Source organism: Streptomyces sp. NPDC058880, from assembly GCF_042742535.1.
In the GTDB taxonomy this organism is placed as follows: domain Bacteria; phylum Actinomycetota; class Actinomycetes; order Streptomycetales; family Streptomycetaceae; genus Streptomyces.
The window spans coordinates 48808-71103 of the sequence record NZ_JBHYMC010000029.1 but is presented as its reverse complement, the minus strand read 5'-3'; the positions used below and the strand labels follow the sequence as shown (position 1 = coordinate 71103).

Annotated in this window: 2 protein-coding genes; both read right to left on the bottom strand. The window is 75.2% G+C overall.

What is annotated here, in order from left to right:
• Window positions 1-17: 17 nt before the first annotated feature.
• Entirely contained in the window at window positions 18-10310 is a 10293-nt protein-coding gene (locus ACFW2G_RS18425; RefSeq protein ID WP_384680976.1) for a type I polyketide synthase, read from the bottom strand.
• A 118-nt stretch (window positions 10311-10428) separates the two neighbouring features.
• On the bottom strand, window positions 10429-22284 hold the full coding sequence (locus ACFW2G_RS18420; RefSeq protein ID WP_384680973.1) for an SDR family NAD(P)-dependent oxidoreductase: 11856 nt from the start codon (window positions 22282-22284) through the stop codon (window positions 10429-10431).
• Between the last annotated feature and the right edge of the window lie 12 nt (window positions 22285-22296).

Here is a 22296-nt window from a genome sequence, read left to right as displayed (position 1 = left end):
CCTTCTGCGGCTGTCGGTCAGTCACGTGTGCCGCCCAGGGCCATCCGGACGAGGTCGTCGACGGCCATGCCGTCGATGTCGGCGGCGGGGGCCGGTGTCTCCGGCCGGTCGGCGAGGCTCAGGAGGGCGTCGAGCAGGCCTGCCCGGCGCAGTGCGGCGGGCGGGATGGCGGCGAGCAGCGAGCTGATCTCGTGGTCCCCGGGGTCCGCCGTTCTTGCCGTTCCTGCCGTCCCCGTGCCGCCGGGTGCGTCGGGTACGAGGCGCCCGGCGAGGTAGCCGGCGACGGCGGCCGGGGTGGGGTGGTCGAAGACCAGGGTCGCGGGCAGCCGGCGGCCGGTGGCGGCGCTGAGCCGGTTGCGGAGTTCGACCGAGGTGAGCGAGTCGAAGCCGAGGTCCTTGAACGCCTGGTCGGGGTCGACGGTCCCGGCTCCGCCGTGGCCGAGGACGTCCGCGACCCGGCCCTGTACCAGTTCGAGCAGGGTGGCGACGCGTTCCTCGGACGTGAGGGCGGTGAGCCTGCGGCGCAGCGAGTCCGCTTCGGCGGCGCCCGCTCCGGAGGCCGGGCGGCGTGCGGTGCCGGGGACGAGGCCGGAGAGCAGGGCCGGGACGGGTGCGGTCCGGGCGGCCGTCCGCAGCCGGCCGAGGTCGATCTTGACCGGGACGAGCAGCGGTTCGTCGAGGGTGAGCGCCGCGTCGAGCAGGGCCAGGCCCTCGTTGCTGCCGATGGCCGCGGTGCCGTCCCGGGACATGCGCCGCAGGTCGGCGGCGGTGAGCGTGCCGGTCATGGCGCCGCGGCGCTCCCACAGGCCCCAGGCGAGGGACTGGGCGGGCAGCTGCCGGGCCCGGCGCTGCTGGGCGAGCGCGTCGAGGAAGGCGTTGGCTGCCGCGTAGTTGCCCTGTCCGGCGTTGCCGACCGTGGCGGACGCGGAGGAGAACAGGACGAAGGCGGACAGCGGCAGGTCGCGGGTGAGGGCGTGCAGGTGGAGGGCGGCGTCGACCTTGGGCCGCAGTACGTGGCCCATCCGCTCGGGGGTCAGCGACTCGACCGTTCCGTCGTCCAGGACGCCGGCCGCGTGCACGACCGCGCTCAGCGGACGCTCGGCGGGGATCGCGGCGAGCAGGGCGGCGAGGGCGTCCCGGTCCGCGACGTCACAGGCTGCCACGTCCACCAGGGCGCCGAGTCCGCGCAGTGCGGCCGCGAGGTCGGCGAGGCCCGGGGTATCGGCGCCGCGCCTACCGACGAGCAGCAGGTTCCGCACCCCGTGCACGGTCACGAGGTGCTGCGCCACCAGGCTGCCGAGGGCTCCGCCGGCCCCGGTGACGAGGACGGTTCCGCCTGCGGCGGCGATACCGGACGGCGTCTCGGGGTCCGGGTCCGGGTCCGAGGGGCTGGTGGCCCTGGTGAGGCGGGCGGCGAGGAGTTCTCCGTCGCGTATGGCCAGCTGGGGTTCGGCTGCGGCCAGGGCCCGGGGCAGCAGGCCGGTCACGGCGGCCGGGTCGTCGGTGTCGATGAGCAGGAAGCGGTCCGGGTGCTCGGACTGGGCGGAGCGGACGAGCCCGCGGACCGCGGCACCGGTGAGGTCGGTGACGTCCTCACCGGCCGCCGTGGCGACCGCGCCCCGGGTGACGAGGACGAGCCGGGTGCCGTCGTCCCACCGCGGGTCGGCCAGCCATTCCTGGATGAGCCGCAGGGCATCGTCCAGCGCGGCGTGCACGGACGCGGCGTCGGGCGGGGACGGGAGCTGCGGGGTGTGGTCGCACCAGGCCAGCACCGCGGCGGGCGACGGAGCTCCGCCGTCGACCGCGGCGGCGAGCGCGGCCAGGTCCGGATGGCTGTCCGGGAAGAGGTCCGGGCCCCCGAGGACGGTCCAGTGTCCGAGCGGGTCGCCGGGTGCGCCGACGGGCGCCGCCGACCACTCCAGCCGGTAGAGGGATTCAGGGCCGCCGGGGCGGAGGGCGTCGAGGTCGATCGGGCGGACGGCGAGCGCCTCGACGGACGCGACCGGGAGGCCGTTCGGGTCGGCCGCGTCGATCGACACCGACCCGTCCGGCCGGAAGCCGAGCCGTACCCGGAGCGCGGTGGCGCCGGAGGCGTGCAGCCTGACTCCGCTCCAGGAGAACGGCAGTCCGGCGGAAGGACGCTCCAGACCCGGTCCGGCCTCCGGATCAGCACGCAGGAACAGTCCCTGGAGGGCTGCGTCCAGCAGCGCCGGGTGCACGCCGAAGGCGGAGGCGGACCGGTGCTGGTCCTGGGGCAGGCGCACCTCGGTGAAGACCTCATCGCCCCGGCGCCAGGCGGTGGTGACCCCGCGGAAGGCGGGTCCGTAGCTGTAGCCGGAAGCGTCGAACCGCTCGTACAGGTCGTCGACCGGGATCGGGTCGGCCCCGGGCGGGGGCCAGGAACCGGCGTCGTCGGGTGCGGGCGCGGGCTTGCGCGGCGTGGCGTCGGCGGTGAGTGCGCCGGTCGCGTGCGCGGTCCACTGCGGGGTCGCCGCGTCCTCGCGGCAGGAGAACAGATCCAGGGAGCGGCTGCCGTGCGCGTCCTCGGCGCCGACCCGCACTTGCAGCCGTACGGCGGTGTCGGCGGGAATCAACAGCGGTGTCTGGAGCGTCAGTTCCTCGACCGTGTGGCAGCCGACCTCATCCGCGGCGCGTACGGCCAGTTCCGCGAAGGCCGCCCCGGGGAGCAGGACCGTTCCGGCCACGGCGTGGTCGGCGAGCCAGGGGTGCGTACGCAGCGACAGCCTCCCGCTGAGCAGCAGTTCGCCCGTGTCCGCCAGCTCGATGGCCGCCCCGAGGACGGGGTGGTCGGCCGGGTCGAGCCCGGCCGCACCCACATCGGCCGCCGCGGTGGGCGCCGGCTCGGGCCAGTAGCGGCTGCGTTGGAAGGCGTACGTCGGCAGCTCGACCCGCCGCGCCCCCGGGAACGCCCCCGACCAGTCCACCGCCAGACCGCGCTCCCAGGCCCGGCCCACCGCACGCAGCACCTGATCGAGACCACCCTCACCACGACGCAGAGTGCCGAGCACCGCGGCGTCCACACCCGCCGCCTCCACCGACTCCCCCACCGCGACCGACAGCACGGCATGCGCGCTCGGCTCCACGAAGAACCGGAAACCCTCCCCGAGCAGCGTGTCCGTGGCGTTGCCGAACTCGACGGTCTGCCGCAGGTTCCGATACCAGTACTCCGCATCCAGAGCCTTCGTATCCAGCCAGCCACCCGTCACCGTCGAAAAGAACGGCACCGAACCCGAGCCCGGCGCCACCCCGGCCAGATCCGCGAGCAACTGCTCACGAATCTCCTCCACATGCGAAGAATGCGAGGCGTAATCGACCTCGATCAGACGCGCCCGCACCCCCTCCTCCACGAACTCCGCCACCAGTTCCGCGACCGCGTCCGCATCACCCGACACCACCGTCGAGGAAGGCCCGTTCACCGCCGCCACCGACAGACGACCATCCCACCCGGCGATCCGCTCCCGTACCGCGTCCACCGGCAGCGGCACCGACGCCATCCCACCCCGACCCGCCAACACCCCCACCGCACGCGAACGCAACGCCACCACCCGAGCCCCATCCTCCAGGCTCAAACCACCCGCCACACACGCAGCCGCGATCTCACCCTGCGAATGCCCCACCACCGCATCCGGAACAACACCGAACGACCGCCACACCTCCGCCAACGACACCATCACAGCCCACAACACCGGCTGCACCACATCAACCCGCCCCAGCAACTCCCCCGACCCCAACGCCTCCACCAACGACCAATCCACAAACGGCGACAAAGCCCGCTCACACTCCGCCATCCGCCCCGCAAACACCACCGACCCAGCCAACAACTCCGCAGCCATCCCCACCCACTGCGAACCCTGACCCGGAAACACCAACACCGTGCGGCCGTCCACCGTGCGCCCGCCGTCCCAGGCCTGTGCGTCGGCGTCGGCGTCGGCCAGGTGGTCCAGCAGGGTGCGGAGTCGGTCTGCGTCGCCGATCAGGGCTTTGCGGTGCTCGAAGGAGGTGCGGGCGTTCAGCGCGGAGCCGATGTCGCGGGGGTCCGCTGCGGGGCTGCCGTCGAGGTGGCGGCGCAGGCGGTCGGCCTGGGCCCGCAGGGCCTGCGGGCTCTTGGCCGACAGCAGCCAGGGCACCGCGGGCAGCGGCGTGCGGGCGACCGGCGGGCCGTCGTCCTCAAAGGGGGTGTGTTCGAGGATAGTGTGGACGTTGGTACCGCTGAGGCCGAAGGAGGACACACCGGCCCGGTACGGGCGGTCGTGCGCCGGCCAGAGCTGCTGCTCGGTCGCGAGGGCGAGCGCGCCGCGGGTCCAGTCGACGTGGCCGGACGGCCTGCCGACGTGCAGGGTGCGGGGCACCTCGCCGTGCCGCATGGACAGCACCGTCTTGATGACCCCTGCCACGCCCGATGCCGCCTGGGCGTGGCCAAGGTTGGACTTGAGCGAGCCGACCAGCAGGGGCCGGTCGGCGGGCCGGTCCTGGCCGTACGTCGCCAGCAGGGCCTGCGCCTCGATGGGGTCGCCGAGGGTGGTGCCGGTGCCGTGCGCCTCCACCACGTCCACCTCGGACGCCGTCAGGCCCGCGTCCGCGAGCGCCGCCCGGATGACCCGCTGCTGCGACGGGCCGCTGGGCGCGGAGAGGCCGTTGCTGGCGCCGTCCTGGTTGGTGGCCGAACCACGGACCACGGCCAGCACCGGGTGCCCGTTGCGCCGGGCGTCCGAGAGGCGTTCCAGCAGCAGGACGCCGACGCCTTCGCCCATGCCCATGCCGTCCGCGTCGTCTGAGAAGGCCTTGCAGCGGCCGTCCTCGGCGAGTCCGCGCTGACGGGAGAAGCTGATGAAGGCGCCGGGGGTGGCCATCACGGCGACGCCGCCGACCAGGGCGAGGGAGCAGTCTCCGCCGCGCAGGGCCCGGCCGGCGAGGTGCATCGCGACGAGGGAGGAGGAGCAGGCCGTGTCGATGGTCACGGCGGGGCCCTCCAGGCCCAGGGTGTAGGCGACCCGGCCGGACACGACACTGGGGGCGCTACCGGTGAGGAGGTGGCCGTCGCCTTCTTCCGACTGGGCGACGACGGCGGCGTAGTCGGCGTAGTTGACGCCGGTGAACACTCCGGTGCGGCTGCCACGCAGGGCGACGGGGTCGATGGCGGCGCGCTCGATGGCTTCCCAGGTGGTTTCCAGGAGCATCCGCTGCTGGGGGTCCATGGCCACCGCTTCGCGCGGGGAGATGCCGAAGAATTCGGCGTCGAAGTCGGCAGCGTCGTGCAGGAAGCCGCCGCGCCGGGTGGTGGAGGTGCCGGGGTGGTCGGGGTCGGGGTCGTAGAGCGCTTCGATGTCCCAGCCGCGGTCGGTGGGGAAGTCCGAGACGGCGTCGCCGCCTTCGGCGAGCAGCCGCCACAGGTCTTCGGGGGTACCGATGCCGCCGGGGAAGCGGCAGGCCATGGACACGATCGCGATCGGCTCGTCGTCGGGTACGGGGGCGGGCGCGGCGGTGCCCGAGGGGTCGGTATGCGCCGTGGCGGTCTGCAGGCCGAGGAGTTCCGCGCGGATCTCCTCGGCGAGGGCCGTGGACGAGGGGTGGTCGAAGATCAGGGTGGACGGCAGCCGCAGTCCGGTGGCGGTGTTGAGCCGGTTGCGGAGTTCGACCGCGGTGAGGGAGGCGAATCCCATGTCCTGGAAGGCCTTGCCGGGCCGGATCGCGTCCACGGTGGGGTGGCCGAGGACGGCGGCGGCGTGGGTGCGGACCAGGTCGAGCAGCAGGCGCCGCTGTTCGGATGCGCCGAGGGCGGCGAGCCGTTGCCGCAGCTGTGCGGCGGCGGGTGCCTCGGTGTCGCCGGTCGTCTCGTCCAGGGCGCGGCGGGCTTCGGGGATGCCGGTGAGCAGCGGGCTGGGGCGGGTGGAGGTGAAGACAGCGGCGAACCGCTCCCAGTCGACGTCGGCGACGGCGAGTACGGTCTCGTCGTCGTCCAGTGCCTGTTGCAGGGCGTGGACGGCGAGGTCGGGGGCGATCCGGGGCAGGCCGTGCTGCTCCAGTTTGAACAGGTCGGCGTCTTCTCCGGCGATGCGGTCCTGCCACGGGTTCTCGGCCTGCCAGATGCCCCAGTCGACGGTGGTGGCGGTGAGGCCGCGGGCCCGGCGGTGCTGGGCGAGGGCGCCGAGGTAGGCGTTGGCCGCGGCGTAGGCGCCGTGGTCGCCGCTGCCCCAGACTCCGGCGATGGAGGAGAACAGGACGAAGGCGTCCAGTTTCCGGTCGAGGAGGGCGTCGAGGTGTTCGGCTCCGGAGGCCTTGGCGGCGACGATCTGTTCGAACGCGGACATGGGTGTGCCGTCGAGCGGTGCGAGCGCGACGAAGGCGGCGGCGTGGACGACGGCGGTGACCGGGTCGCCCGCCGTCTCCAGGCCGTTGAGCAGGGCCGCCACGTCCTGGCGGTCCGCCAGGTCGCAGACGGGCAGGGTGAGCCGTACGCCGAGGGCGTCGAGTTCGGCGGCGAGTTCGGCCGCGCCGGGTGCCTGGGGGCCGCGGCGGCCCGGCAGGACGAGGTGGGTGGCGCCGCTGCGTGCGAGCCAGCGGGCGAGGTGCGGGCCGACGGCGCCAGTGCCGCCGGTCAGCAGGACGGTGCCGCGGGGCTTCCAGGGCTTCGTACGGCCGTCGTTCCGGGGGGCGTGGCGGAGGCGGCGGGCCAGCAGGCCGGAGGCGCGCAGGGCGAGCTGGTCCTCGCGGCCGGTGCCGCCGTCCGGGCCGGGGCCCGCGCCGGAGGCCGTGAGGACGGCGGCGAGCCGGGTCCGGGCGCGGGCGTCGAGGTCCGACGGCAGGTCGACGAGTCCGCCCCAGCGGGCGGACAGTTCGAGCGCGGCCACCAGTCCGGTGCCCCAGACCAGCGCCTGGCGAGGGTGGGTGACCGGGTCGTCCGCGCCCGTGGACACGGCTCCGGTGGTGGCGCACCAGAGGGGTGCCGTGAGGGCGAGGTCGCCCAGGGCCTGGACGAGGGCGACGGTGAGGGCCGTTCCGGTGGGCAGGGCCGGGTGGTTCGGGTGGGGCCGGTCGGCGATGGCGAGCAGCGAGAGCACGCCGGTCGGGACGCGGTCGCCGAGCGCGACGGCGAGGGTGTCCGCGAGGTCCGCGCGGCGGACGGCGCCGGCGCTGGCTTCGGCCGTCACGACGGTGGCGCCCGCTTCGGTGAGGGCCAGGACCGGGCCGCGGACCCGTTCGTCGTCGCCGTGTCCGGCGGGCAGTACGACGAGCCAGGTGCCTGCGGTCGTGGCGGCGGGCGGGTCGGGCAGGGGCTGCCAGTCGATGCGGTAGCGCCAGGAGTCGATGATGCTCTCGTCGCGCCGCTGCCGGCGCCAGTCGCGCAGGGCGGGCAGGACGGGGGCGAGGGCGTCCTGGTCGACGGCCAGGTGGGCGGCGATCTCGGCCGGGGCCTCGTGGTCGATCATGTGCCAGAAGGCGGTGTCGTGCGGGTCGGCGGCCGGGCGGGCGTCGGGCGACTCCTCTGGCTCCAGCCAGTAGCGCCGCAGCTGGAAGGCGTATCCGGGCAGGGCCGTGGGGCGGGCGCCGGTGCCGGCGAACACCGCGGACCAGTCGACGGCCGCACCCGCCACCCACAGTTCGGCCGCCGAGCGCAGCGCCCGGCGCAGTCCGCCGTCGTCGCGGCGCAGGGTGCCGACGACGACGGGCGGCTCCGCGACGCCGGTGGCCTCGGCGGTGTCCTGGAGGGCCATGGTCAGCACCGGGTGCGGCGACACCTCGACGAAGACCTCGTGGCCCTGCTCGACGAGGGAACGTACGGCCGCGTCGAAGCGGACGGTGCCGCGGAGGTTGCGGTACCAGTAGTCGGCGTCCATGGCCGTGGTGTCGAGCCGGTCGCCGGTGACGGTGGAGAACAGCGGGATGCGGGCCGCCAGCGGGCGTACGCCGGCCAGCGCGGCCAGCACCTCGGACCTGATCCGCTCGACCTGCGCCGAGTGCGAGGCATAGTCGACGGGGACCGCCCTGGCCCGTACGCCCCGGGTCGCGCAGTGGGTGAGCAGTTCGGCGAGTGCCCCGGTCTCCCCCGAGACGACCACGGCGGCGGGCCCGTTGACGGCGGCCACGGACAGCTTCTCGGCCCAGGGGGCGATCTCGGCGCGGACCCGGTCCTCGGACAGGGACACGGCGACCATGCCGCCGAGTCCGGCCAGCGCCCGGATGGCCCGGCTGCGCAGGGCGACGACCGTCGCGCCGTCCTCCAGGGACAGGGCTCCCGCCACCACGGCGGCGGCGATCTCGCCCTGGCTGTGCCCGACCACGGCGTCGGGCCGGACGCCCCAGGAGTCCCAGTGCGCGGCGAGGGATACCATCACCGCCCACAGCACCGGCTGCACCACATCCACCCGTTCCAGGGAGGGTGCCCCGGGCGCGCCGTCCAGGACGTCGAGGAGCGTCCAGTCGACGTGGGCGGAGAGGGCCGCGTCGCAGGCGGCGAGCCGGTCCCGGAAGACGGGGCTGGTGGCGAGCAGGTCCCGGGCCATGCCGGCCCACTGGGAGCCCTGGCCGGGGAACACCAGGACGGTCCGGCCCTCGACGACCCGACCGGTGCCGGTGACGACGTCGGCGGGCACGGCCGGGACGGGGCCGGGGGCCGTGCCAGCGGGGAGGTCCAGGTCCGGCACGGAGAGGGCGGCGAGCCCGTGCAGCAGGGCGGGGTGTCCGTCGCCGATCACCACGGCCCGGTGTTCGAAGGCGGCCCGGGTGGTCGCCAGCGAGAACCCGATGTCGGCCGGCCGGGCGGGCGCGTCCGTGGCGAGGCGGGCGCGCAGCCGGGCCGCCTGGTCACCGAGCGCGGCCGCGGTACGGCCGGACAGCACCCAGGGCAGCACGGCGGCGGGCTGACGGCCCGCATCGGCCGCGGGTTCCGGGCCGCCGGCCGCGGGTTCCTGCCCGGCGGCCGGTTCCGGCTCCGGCGCCTGTTCGAGGACGACGTGCGCGTTGGTGCCGCTCATGCCGAAGGAGGACACACCGGCCCGGCGCGGCCGGTCGACGGCGGGCCAGTCGCGGGTCTCGGTGAGCAGTTCGACGGCGCCCGAGGACCAGTCGGCGTGCGGGGTGGGCGCGTCCACGTGCAGGGTGCGGGGCAGGACGCCGTGGCGGAGGGCGAGGACGGTCTTGATGACCCCGGCGACCCCGGCGGCGGCCTGGGTGTGCCCGATGTTCGACTTCAGCGACCCGAGCCACAGCGGCCGTCCGGCGGGCCGATCCTGACCGTACGTGGCCAGCAGCGCGTCGGCCTCGATCGGGTCGCCGAGGGTGGTGCCGGTGCCGTGCGCCTCGACCGCGTCCACGTCTCGGGCGGTGAGGCCCGCGTCGGCGAGGGCGGCCCGGATGACGCGCTGCTGGGAGGGGCCGTTGGGGGCGGTGAGGCCGTTGCTGGCGCCGTCCTGGTTGACCGCCGAGCCGCGCAGTACGGCCAGGACCGTACGGCCGTTGCGCCGTGCGTCGGACAGCCGCTCCAGCAGCAGCATCCCCACGCCCTCGCCCCAGCCGGTGCCGTCGGCCGCCGCCGCGAACGGCTTGCAGCGGCCGTCGGGGGACATCGCGCCCTGCCGGCTGAACTCGACGAACACCGCGGGCAGCGCCATCACGCTGACCCCGCCGGCGAGCGCGAGCGAGCACTCGCCGGCCCGCAGCGCCCGCGCCGCCAGGTGCAGCGCCACCAGCGAGGCCGAGCAGGCGGTGTCCACGGTGACGGCGGGGCCTTCGAGGCCGAGCGCGTAGGACACCCGCCCGGACATCACGCTCATCGAGTTCCCCGTCATCAGGAACCCCTGGACGGCTTCGGCGGCGCCGGCGCCCAGCGTCGCGTACCCCTGGTCGATGGCCGCCGCGTACACGCCGGTGCGGCTGCCCCGCAGGGTGAGCGGGTCGATGCCGGCCTGCTCGACGGCCTCCCAGGACGCCATCAGCAGCAGCCGCTGCTGCGGGTCCATGGCGACCGCCTCACGGGGCGAGATGCCGAAGAATTCCGGGTCGAAGTCCGCCGCGCCGTCCAGGAACGCCCCCCGGCCGGGGACCGTGCCGCCGGCCGGCCAGGCGGCCTCCCAGCCCCGGTCGCCGGGAACGGGCCCGATGGTGTCGCGGCCTTCGGCGAGCAGCTCCCACAGGTCTTCCGGGGTGCGGACGCCGCCGGGGAAGCGGCAGCTCATCGCCACGATCGCGATCGGCTCGCTGCTCCGGGCCTCGGCCTTCCGGAGGCGCTGCCGGGTGTCCCGCAGGTCGATGGTCACCCGGTTGAGGTAGTCGCGCATCCTCTGGTCGCTCACTGGACACCGCTGCTTTCGTCTCGGGCTGCTCGTGCTCGGGTCTCGTCTCGGGGTGCGCGGGGTGCGCGTACGGCTTCTACGGCGGGTGCGGCGCGGGCGGCGCGGTCCGGTCGGCCGGTCATGCGGAGCCCAGCTGACGGTCGATGTAGTCGAACATCTCGTCGTCGCTGGCCGCCTCGATCAGCTCGGGGGCCAGGTCGTCCGCGTCGCCCGCGGCCGGGCCAGCGGGCGGTGTCCCGCCGGGCAGCGGGCGCGACAGCACGTCCCGTATGCGGGCGGCCAGTTCGTCGCTGATGCCCTCCGGCGGCAGCGCGTCGAGCAGGGCCTCCAGGGTGTCGAGCCCGGCCCGGACCGCCTCGTCGCCGGTGGGGCGGGCGGCGGCGGTCCGCTCGGCGAGGTGGCGGGCCAGGGCTTCCGGTGTGGGGTGGTCGAAGACGAGCGCGGCGGGCAGCCGCAGCCCGGTCGAGGACACCAGCCGGTTGCGTAACTCGACCCCGGTGAGGGAGTCGAAGCCGACGTCCTTGAACGGGCGGGCCGGACGGATCAGGTCCGGCGAGCTGTGGCCCAGCACCGCGGCGGCGTTGCCGCGCACCAGGTCGAGCAGGGTCCGGTACAGCTCGGCCTCAGGCAGCTCGGCGAGCTGCTGCGCCATCGAGCGGGCCGGTGCCGCGAACCCGCCCGTACCGGTACGGGCCGGGCGGGCCAGGCCGCGCAGCACCGCGGGTAGCCGGTCATCCGCCCGCAGCACGGCCGGGGCGATCCTGGCCGCGAGCCGGTAGGCGTACGGGGAGTCCAGCGCCGCGTCGAACAGGGCCAGGCCCTCCGCCGAGGTCAGCGCGCCCGCCCCGGCACCCCGGCCCGCGGTGACCGCGGCGGTCATCTCGCTGCGCTCCCCCCACAGGCCCCAGCCGATGGACAGACCCGGCAGCCCCTCGGCGCGGCGTTCGGCGGCGAGTGCGTCGAGGACCGCGTTGGCGGCGGCGTAGTTGGCCTGCCCGGCCGCGCCGAACTGGGCGGCGCCCGAGGAGAACAGGACCAGCGCCGCGAGGTCGAGGTCCCGGGTGAGGTCGTGCAGGGCGAGCGCCGCGTCCGCCTTGGGCCGCACAACGCGGTCGAGTCGGTCCGGGGTCAGCCCGGCGATGGTGGCGTCGTCGAGGACCCCGGCCGCGTGCACGACGGCGGTCAGCGGACGACCGGCGGGCACCGCGCCGAGCAGGTCGGCGAGCGCGGTGCGGTCGGCGACGTCGCAGGCGGCGACCGTCACCGACGCCCCCAGCCCGGTCAACTCCCGTACCAGCTCGGGCATTCCGTCGGCGGAGCCACCCCGGCGACCCGCCAGCAGCAGGTGCCGGGTGCCGTGCGCGACGACCAGGTGCCGGGCCAGCAGCCGCCCCAGGGTGCCGGTGGCCCCGGTGACCAGGACGGTCCCTTCGGGGTCGAGCGGAGCGGGTAGCAGCAGGACGTTCTTGCCGGTGCCCCGGGCCTGGCTGAGCGAGCGCAGCGCGGCCGGGGCCTGCCGGACGTCCCAGCCGGTGACGGGCAGCGGACGCAGCACCCCCTGCTCGAACAGGTCCAGGATCTCGGCGAGCATTTCGCCGATGCGTTCCGGACCGGCCTCCATCAGGTCGAACGCCCGGTAGCGCACCCCCGGGTACTGCCGGGCGACCGTCTCCGGGTCGCGGACGTCGGTCTTGCCCATCTCCACGAACCGGCCGCCGTTCGGCAGCAGCCGCAGACCCGCGTCCACGAACTCCCGCGCCAGGCTGTCCAGGACCACGTCGACGCCCCGCCCGCCGGTGGCCGTCAGGAACGCCTCCGCGAAGTCGGTGGTACGGGTCGAGGCGATGTGCGCGTCGCCCAGTCCGTCGGCCCGCAGGACGTCCCACTTGGCCGGAGACGCGGTCGCGTACACCTGCGCCCCGGCATGCCGGGCCAGCTGCACCGCCGCCATGCCGACACCGCCGGCCGCGGCGTGGACCAGTACGGAGTGCCCGCGCCGCAGCCCGCCGAGATCGAACAGGCCGTAGTAGGCGGTGAGGAACACCACGGGCACGGACGCGGCGCGGGCGAAGGACCAGCCCGCCGGGATCCGGGCGACGGTCCGGCGGTCGGCGACGACGGTCGGGCCGAACGCGCCCCTGAAGATGCCCATCACCCGGTCCCCGGGCGCCAGGTCCTCCACACCCGGGCCCACCTCGATGACGACCCCCGCGCCCTCGCTGCCCAGCCCCTGCTGTTCGGGGTCCGGGTCCAGGCCGAGCGCGGCGATCACGTCGTGGAAGTTCAGCCCGGCGGCACGGACCGCGATCCGCACCTCGCCCTTGCCCAGCGGGGCGAGGGCGGCGGGCACGGGCTCCACCGCGATGTCCTCCAGGCCGCCCCGGCCGTCGGTGGTGAGCCGCCAGGCGGCGCCGTCCGGCAGGGACAGCGTCCCGTCGGGACGGCCGCCGCGGGCCAGCCGCGGCAGCAGCGCGGTCCCGGCCCGCAGCGCCAGCTCCGGTTCACCGGCGGCGAGCGCGGCGGGCAGGACGTCCGCCGCGTCGGCGGTCCCGGCCGCGTCGATGAGGACGAACCGCCCGGGATGCTCGGCCCGCGCGCTGCGCACCAGGCCCCACAGAGCGGCCTGGGCCGGATCGACGGGCCGGTCGACCGGCCCGGTCCGGACCGCGTCCCGGGTGAGCAGGGCCAGCGTCGCTTCGGCGAACCGCTCGTCGGCAAGCCACTGCTGCACGAGGGCCAGCCCGCGGTGCGCGGTGGCACGCACCCGGTCGGCGGGGTCGGGCAGACCGGCGGTGGCGACGGCCGCCACGACCACCTCGGGGAGCACCGCGCCCGCCCCGAGGGCGTCCGCCAGGGCGTCGAGGTCCTGCCAGGACTCCGCCCCGGCCACGGCACCGCCGAGGGCCGCCCAGGCGGGCACGGCGCTGCCGGCCCGCTCGGTGGCCGGGTCGGTGGCCGGGGTCCAGTCGAGGCGGTACAGCAGGTCGGCGTGGGCGGTCCCGGCGAGCGGCCCGCCCTCGGCCGGGGGCCGCAGCAGCAGGGACTCCACGCCGAGCACCTGCCGCCCGGACAGGTCGTGCGCGTGCAGGGTCACGGCGTCCGGCGCGTCGGCGGCGAGCCGCACGCGCAGCGTGGTGGCCCCGGCGATCCCACAGCTCACCCCGTTCCAGCTGAAGGGCAGCCGGGCCCGGCCGTCCCGGTCGGGCAGCAGGGCGGCGCTCTGGAGGGCCGCGTCCAGCAGCGCGGGGTGCAGCGCGCATCCGGCGGCGTCGGCGTGCTGCGGCTCCGGCAGCACCACCTCGGCGAACACCTCGCCCCCGCGCAGCCACGCGGCCCGGATGCCGCGGAAGGCGGGCCCGTAGTGGTAGCCGGCCTCGGCGAACCGCTCGTAGAGGTCGTCGGTGTCCACGGGTTCGGCACCGGACGGCGGCCAACTCAGCAGACCGGCCGCGGCCGGGTCCTCGACGGGCCGGGGGGCAAGGGTGCCGGTGGCGTGCTCGGTCCAGGGCCCGTCGGCGCCCCGCGTCGTCCGCGCGAACACGCTGAGCCCGCGGCGACCGTCGCCGTCGGCCGCGGCGACGCGCAGCTGAAGGTGGACGGCTCCCTCGCCGGGGAGTACGAGCGCCGATCCGAGGGTGAGTTCCTCGACCACCGGGCAGTCCGCCTCGGCCGCGGCGCGCAGCGCGAGTTCGAGAAAGCCCGTGCCCGGGAAGAGGACGACGCCCGACACCGCGTGGTCGGCGAGCCAGGGGTGGGTGTCCAGCGAGATCCGGCCGCTGAGCAGCAGCTCACCGGAGTCCGCGACCTCCATCGCCGCACCGAGCAGCGGGTGCCCGGTCGTGGCGAGACCCGCCGAGGCGACATCCCAGCTCGTCGTCGGAACGTCCAGCCAGTAGCGGCTGCGTTGGAAGGCGTACGTCGGCAGCTCGACCCGCCGCCCGCCCGGGAACGCCCCCGACCAGTCCACCGCCAGACCGCGCTCCCAGGCCCGGCCCACCGCACGCAGCACCTGATCGAGATCACCCTCACCACGACGCAGGGTTCCCAGCACCGCGGCGTCCACACCCGCCGCCTCCACCGACTCCCCCACCGCGACCGACAGCACGGCATGCGCACTCGGCTCCACGAAGAACCGGAAACCCTCCCCGAGCAGCGTGTCCGTGGCGTTGCCGAACTCGACGGTCTGCCGCAGGTTCCGATACCAGTACTCCGCATCCAGAGCCTTCGTATCCAGCCAGCCACCCGTCACCGTCGAAAAGAACGGCACCGAACCCGAGACGGGTGCGAGGTCGGCCAGATCGGCAAGCAACTGCTCACGGATCTCCTCCACATGAAAGGAGTGCGACGCATAATCGACCTCGATCAGACGCGCCCGGACGCCTTCGGCGACCAGCCCGTCCACCCACTCCGCCACCGCGTCCGCGTCACCCGAAACCACCGTCGAGGAAGGCCCGTTGACCGCGGCCACCGACAGACGACCAGTCCACCCGGCAAGACGTTCCCGTACCGCGTCCGCAGGCACCGGCACCGACGCCATCCCACCCCGACCCGCCAACACCCCCACCGCACGCGAACGCAACGCCACTACCCGAGCCCCATCCTCCAAACTGAGCCCGCCCGCCACACACGCAGCCGCGATCTCACCCTGCGAATGCCCCACCACCGCATCCGGAACAACACCGAACGACCGCCACACCTCCGCCAACGACACCATCACAGCCCACAACACCGGCTGCACCACATCAACCCGCCCCAGCAACTCCCCCGACCCCAACGCCTCCACCAACGACCAATCCACAAACGGCGACAAAGCCCGCTCACACTCCGCCATCCGCCCCGCAAACACCACCGACTCACCCAACAACTCCGCAGCCATCCCCACCCACTGCGACCCCTGACCCGGAAACACCAACACCGCACGACCCGAGACCAGCCCGCTGTCGGAGATCACGGCGCCCTGCGACAGTGCGTTCAGGCGCTCGGCGAGGTTGTCCTCGGTGCCCACGAGCACCGCGCGGTGTCCCAGCGCGCCGCGGCCGGCGGCCAGGGAGAAGGCCACGTCCGTGGCGCGGGCACCCGAACCGTCGGTGATCCGGGCCGACAGCGCCGCCGCCTGGGCGCGCAACGCTTCCGGAGTGTGCGCCGAGAGGAGCAGGGGGATGGCGGCGGGCTCGGTCTCCGGTGTTCCGGATCCCTCGGCCAGCGTGTCCGAGGCCTCTGTTGGGGCCTGTTCGAGGATGACGTGGGCGTTGGTGCCGCTGACTCCGAAGGAGGACACGCCCGCCCGTCGCGGACGGCCCTCGTCGTCCCACGTACGGGCCTCCGTGAGCAACTGGCCGGCTCCCGCCGACCAGTCCACCTCGGGCGTCGGGCCGTCCACGTGCAGCGTCTTCGGCATCACTCCGTGCCGCAGGGCCAGCACCGATTTGATGACCCCGGCGACACCGGCGGCTGCCGAGGCGTGTCCGATGTTGGACTTGAGCGAGCCGATCCACACAGGCCGGTCCGCCGAACGCCCCTGCCCGTACGTCGCCAGCAACGCCTGCGCCTCGATCGGGTCACCCAGCCGGGTCCCCGTACCGTGCGCCTCCACCACGTCCACCTCGGCAGCCGACAACCCCGCGTCCGCCAACGCCGCCCGGATCACCCGCTGCTGCGACGGACCGTTCGGCGCCGTCAACCCATTGCTCGCACCGTCCTGGTTCACCGCAGAACCACGGATCACCGCCAGCACCGGATGCCCGTTCCGCCGCGCGTCCGACAACCGCTCCACCAGCAGCATGCCCACGCCCTCGCCGAAGGCGGTGCCGTCGGCTGCCGCGGCGAAGGACTTGCAGCGGCCGTCGGGGGCCAGGCCGCCCTGCCGGCTGAACTCGACGAAGAGTTCGGGGCTGCACATCACGTTGACGCCGCCGGCCAGGGCCAGGGAGCATTCGCCGGACCGCAGCGCCCGTACGGCGAGGTGCAGGGCGACCAGGGAGGACGAGCAGGCCGTGTCGACGGTGACCGCGGGGCCTTCCAGTCCGAAGAAGTAGGCCAGGCGTCCGGAGACGATGCTGCCCGAGTTGCCGGTGCCGAGGAATCCTTCGACGTCCTCGGGGATGTAGGGCAGCAGGCGGGCCGCGTAGTCCTGCTGCATCAGGCCGACGTACGTGCCGACCGCGGCTCCGCGCAGGGTGGCGGGGTCGATGGCCGCGCGCTCGAAGAGTTCCCAGGTGGTTTCGAGGAGCAGGCGCTGCTGCGGGTCCATGGCCACCGCTTCGCGCGGCGAGATCCCGAAGAACTCCGCGTCGAAGTCGGCCGCGTCGTAGAGGAAGCCGCCCTCGCGGGTGATGGAGGTGCCGACGCGGTCCGGGTCGGGGTCGTAGAGGGTGTCCAGGCTCCAGCCGCGGTCGGTGGGGAACCCGGAGATGCCGTCGCGGCCTTCGGCCAGCATCCGCCACAGGTCCTCGGGCGAGCGGATGCCGCCGGGGAGGCGGCAGGCCGCGGCGACGATCGCGATCCGGTCGTCGTCCGTGTCCCGGTCGCGGTCGGCGTCGGCCGGCCTCGCGGGCGCGGCGGCCGTGTCCGGGTCCGTGTCCGGGTCCGTCTCCGTCAGTCCGGCGGCCAGGAAGTCCGCGAGCGCCGCCGGGGTCGGGTGGTCGAAGACCAGGCTGGCGGGCAGCCGCAGGCCGGTGGCGGCGTTTAGGCGGTTGCGCAGTTCGACCGAGGCCAGCGAGTCGAAGCCCAGTTCGCGGAAGGCCCGTCCGGGGTCGAGGGTGTCCGAGGTCGCGTGGCCGAGGACGGCCGCGGCGTGGGTGCGGACGAGTTGGACGAGGAGCCGCGTCCGTCCGGCGCCGTCGAGGGCCGCGAGCCGGCCGCGCAGGGCGTTGTCGTCGGCCGTCGCGGTCGCGGCCGTCGCCGCCCGGCGGGGCGGTGTGCGCACCAGGCTGCGCAGCAGCGGCGGCAAGGTGCCGTCCGCGGCCGCGGACTTCAGGGCGGCGGTGTCGAGGCGCATCGGGACCAGGGCGGCCCGGTCCACGGTGAGGGCGGTGTCGAACAGGGCGAGTCCCCGCTCGGTGGAGAGCGGCGGCATCCCGGAGCGGGCGACACGTCGTACGTCGTCCTCGTCCAGGTGTCCGGTCAGTGCGCTGGGCTGCGCCCACAGGGTCCAGGCCAGGGACTGGCCGGGCAGGCCCGCCGCCCGGCGTTGGGCGGCGAGGGCGTCGAGGAAGGCATTGGCGGCGGCGTAGTTGGCCTGTCCGGGGCCGCCGAAGGTGCCCGCGGCGGAGGAGAAGAGCACGAAGTGCGTGAGGTCGCGGTCGCGGGTGAGTTCGTGCAAGTGGAGGGCGGCGTCGGCCTTGGGGCGCAGGACGGCGTCCACCCGTTCGGGGGTGAGTGCCGTGACGACGCCGTCGTCGAGGGTGCCCGCGGCGTGGATCACGGCGGTCAGCGGGTGTGCGGGCGGCAGGTCCGCGAGGACGGCGGCCAGGGCGGTCCGGTCGGCGACGTCGCAGGCCCCGAAGGCGGTCTCGGCGCCCAGTTCGGCGAGTTCGGCACGCAGTGCCTCGGCTCCCGGGGCGGCCGGGCCGCTTCGGGAGAGCAGCAGCAGGTGCCGCACTCCGTGCCCGGTGACCAGGCGGCGGGCGACATGGGAGCCGAGCAGGCCGGTGCCGCCGGTGATGAGGACCGTGCCGTCGGGGTCGAAGGCGCGTACGGGCGCGGCCGCGCCTTCCGGGGTATCCGCGGTGTCCGGGGCGTTCCGCGGGACCCTGGCCAGCCGGGGTACGCGGACGTCGTCGCCGCGGACGGCGGCCTCGGGTTCTCCGGAGGCGAGGGCCGCGTCGACGCCCGCGGCGGTGCCGTGTTCGTCGTCGGCGTCGAGGTCGAGCAGCGCGAAGCGCCCCGGGTGCTCGGACTGGGCCGAGCGGACCAGGCCCCAGAGCGCGCTGTGCGCGGGGTTGCGTACGTCCTCCCCGGCGCTGACGGCGCCCCGGGTGGCGAACACCAGGCGCGAGTTGGCGAAGCGGTCGTCGGCGAGCCAGGTGCGGACGTCGGCGAGGGCCTGGTGGACGGCGGCGCGGACCGCCGCGGCCGGACCGCCGGCCGGGTCCGACGGGTGTTCGGCGCAGGTCAGGAGGACCGTTTCGGGAACCGGCTCCCCGGCGTCGACGGCGGCCGACAGCGCGGCCAGGTCCGCGGTGCGGTGGACGGGTGCGCCGGTTCCGCGCAGGGCCGCGGTGACCCATTCCGTTGTGTAGAGGTCCTGGTGGCGGCGGCCGTGGGCGGCGCGGTCGGCGCCGAGGCGTACGGTGCCGGCGGGCCGCAGGACGAGGGCGTCGACGCTCGCCACGGGGGCGCCGGTCGCGTCGGCGACGTCGACGGTGACCGCGTCGGGCCCGGCCGGGGCGATCCGGACGCGGATCGTGCCGGCGCCGGTGGCGTGCAGGGTGACGCCGTTCCAGGAGAACGGCAGCCGGCCCTCGGGGTGGGCGTCCGCGCCGGGGGTGCCGGGCACGCCAGTGGCGTGCAGGGCGGCGTCCAGCAGGGCCGGGTGCAGGCCGAACGCGGCGGCGTCGGAGGCGGGACCGACGGGCAGGACGGCCTCGGCGAACAGTTCATCGCCGCGCCGCCAGGCCGCGCGCAGGCCCTGGAAGGCGGGGCCGTAGGCGAATCCGCCCGCCGCGTAGCGCTCGTACAGGCCGTCGAGGGCGAGGGGTTCGGCGCCGGGCGGCGGCCAGGGCATCGGGCCGTCGGCCGCGGTCTGGTCCGCGCCGTCGCGGGCCAGGACGCCTTCGGCGTGCCGGGTCCACTCGCCGTCATCGTCGTCGGCGACGCCGCCGGCCGGACTGTCCGGCCGGGAGTGCAGGCTGAGCGGGCGGTGTCCCCGATGGTCGGGGGCGCCGACGGTGAGCCGGAGCACGGCGCCGCCGTGTTCGGGCAGCACGAGGGGTGCTTCGAGGGTGAATTCCTCGACCCGCGGGCAGCCGATTCGGGCTCCGGCCTGGAGCGCGAGTTCCAGGAACGCGGTGCCCGGGAGCAGGGCCCGGCCGCCTACGGCGTGGTCGGCGAGCCACGGGTGGGTGCGGGCCGAGAGGCGGCCTGTGAGGAGCAGGCCGTCGCTGTCGGCGAGGACGACGACCGCGCCGAGCAGCGGATGGCCGGCGGGGGTCAGTCCGGCGGAGGTGACGTCGGCGGTGGGCGCGGCGCCGTCCTCCAGCCAGTAGGGGGCTCGCTGGAAGGCGTAGGTGGGCAGTTCCACCCGTCCGGGGCGGCGGCCGGCGAAGACGGTGTCCCAGTCCGGGGAGACTCCGCGCAGGTGGAGTTCGGCCAGGGACTCGGTGAAGCGGCGCGGTCCGCCGTCGTCGCGGCGCAGGGTGCCGAGGGCGGTGGCGTCGGCGCCCGCGTCCTCGGCGGTCTCCAGGACGCCGACGGTGAGGACGGGGTGCGGGCTGCTCTCCAGGAGGACCTGGTAGCCGTCGGCGAGGAGGGCGCGGGTGGCCTGTTCGAAGCGGACGGTGCCGCGGAGGTTGCGGTACCAGTAGTCGGCGTCGAGGACGGTGGTGTCCTCCATCAGGCCGCCGGTGAGGGTGGAGTAGAAGGGGATGGCGGCGGGGCGGGGGGCCAGTCCGTCGAGGCAGGCGAGCAGGTCGGCGCGGATGTCCTCGACGTGGGCGCTGTGCGAGGCGTAGTCGACGGGGATGCGGCGGCTGCGGATATCCAGGGCCGCGGCCTGTTCGAGGAACGCGTCGAGGGCGTCGGTGTCGCCGGAGACCACAGTGGAGGCGGGTCCGTTGACGGCGGCGACGGAGAGCCTGCCCTCCCACGGGGCGAGGTGTTGGGCGACCTGTGCGGCGGGCAGGGCCACCGAGGCCATGCCGCCGCGGCCGGAGAGGGCGCGGATCGCCCGGCTGCGTAGGGCGACGACCCGGGCGGCGTCGTCGAGGGAAAGGGCGCCCGCGACGCAGGCGGCCGCGATCTCGCCCTGGGAGTGGCCGATCACGGCGCCGGGGGTGATGCCGTGGGAGCGCCACAGTTCGGCCAGGGAGACCATGACGGCCCACAGCACCGGCTGCACCACGTCGACGCGTTCGGCGGGCGGGGTGCGGGGGGCGCCGCGCAGGACGGCTTCCAGGGACCAGTCCACGAAGGGGGCCAGGGCGCGTTCGCAGTCCGCGATGCGGGCGGCGAAGGCGGGGGCGGAATCGAGGAGTCCGACGGCCATGCCGGCCCACTGGGAGCCCTGTCCGGGGAAGACCAGGGCGACTTCGCCGCCGGTTCCGGCGGTGCCGCGGACCAGGCCGGGGGCCTGGCGGCCGGCCGCGAGGGCGTCGAGTCCGGCGCGGAACTCGTCGGGGTGGGCGCCGATCAGGACCGCCCGGTGCTCGTGCGCGGCGCGGGTCGTGGCAAGGGCGTGGCCGATCTCGGCCGGGCCGGGCCCGGGGTGGGCGTCGAGGTGGTCGCGGAGCCGTACGGCCTGGACGCGCAGCGCTTCGACGGTGCGCCCGGAGAGCACCCAGGGCAGGACGGGGGACGGCGTGCCGGGGCCGGAGGGGGCGTCGGTGTCTACGGGGGCAGTCGAATCGGCCGGCTCTGCGGGGTCGGCGGGTTCGTCGGCCTGTTCCAGGACGACGTGTCCGTTGGTGCCGCTGACGCCGAAGGAGGAGACCGCGGCGCGGCGCGGGCGGCCGGTCTCGGGCCAGGGGGTGTTCGCGGTGACCAGGCGTACGGCGCCCGCGGTCCAGTCGATCTGAGGGGACGGGTCCTCGGCGTGCAGGGTGGGCGGGACGGTGCCGTGCCGCATGGCGAGGACGGTCTTGATGACGCCGCCGACGCCGGCCGCCGCCTGGGTGTGCCCGATGTTGGACTTGAGCGAGCCGAGCAGCAGCGGATGCCCGTCCGCGCGGTCCTGGCCGTAGGTGGCCAGCAGGGCCTGGGCCTCGATGGGGTCGCCCAGCGGGGTGCCGGTGCCGTGCGCCTCGACCACGTCCACGTCGGCGGGGGTGAGTCCGGCGTTGGCCAGGGCGTGCCGGATGACGCGCTGCTGGGCGGGACCGTTGGGGGCGGTGAGCCGGCTGCTGGCGCCGTCCTGGTTGACGGCGGTGCCGCGGATCAGGGCGAGGACCGGGTGTCCGTGGCGGCGGGCGTCGGAGAGGCGCTCCAGCAGGAGCATGCCGACGCCCTCGCCCCAGCCGGTGCCGTCGGCGGTGGCGGCGAAGGACTTGCAGCGGCCGTCCCGGGCCAGGCCGCCCTGGCGGCTCATCTCGACGAATGGGACGGGTGTCGACATGACCATCGCGCCCCCGGCCAGCGCCAGGGTGCAGTCGCCGGCCCGCAGGGCCTGGGCGGCGAGGTGGATGGCGACCAGGGAGGAGGAGCAGGCGGTGTCGATGCTGACCGCCGGGCCCTCCAGGCCGAAGGTGTAGGCGACGCGGCCCGAGGCGACGCTGTCGGAGCTGCCGCTGCCGACGTAGCCGGCCACGTCGTCGGGGACCCGGCGCAGCCGTACCGCGTAGTCCTGGTACATCACTCCGGCGAAGACGCCGGTGCGGCTGCCGCGCAGGGTGGCGGGGTCGATGCCGGCCCGTTCGAACGCCTCCCAGGTGGTTTCCAGGAGGAGGCGCTGCTGCGGGTCCATGGCGAGGGCTTCGCGCGGGGAGATCCCGAAGAAGCCGGGGTCGAAGTGGCCGACGTCGTCAAGGAAGCCGCCGAGGGCGGTGTGGCTGGTGCCCTCGCGGAGTTGTTCGGGGTCGTTGAGGTGGTCCAGGTCCCAGCCGCGGTCGCGGGGGAAGCCGGTGATGGCGTCGGTCCCGTCGGTGACCAGGCGCCACAGGTCCTCGGGGGACCGTACGCCGCCGGGGTAGCGGCAGCTCATCGCGACGACCGCGATCGGTTCGCGGGCCGCTTCCTCGGCTTCGGTCAGGCGTCGGCGGGTGTGGTGCAGGTCCGCCGTCACGCGCTTGAGGTAGTCCCTCAGCTTGTCGTCGTTCACCATGGGGATCCGCCG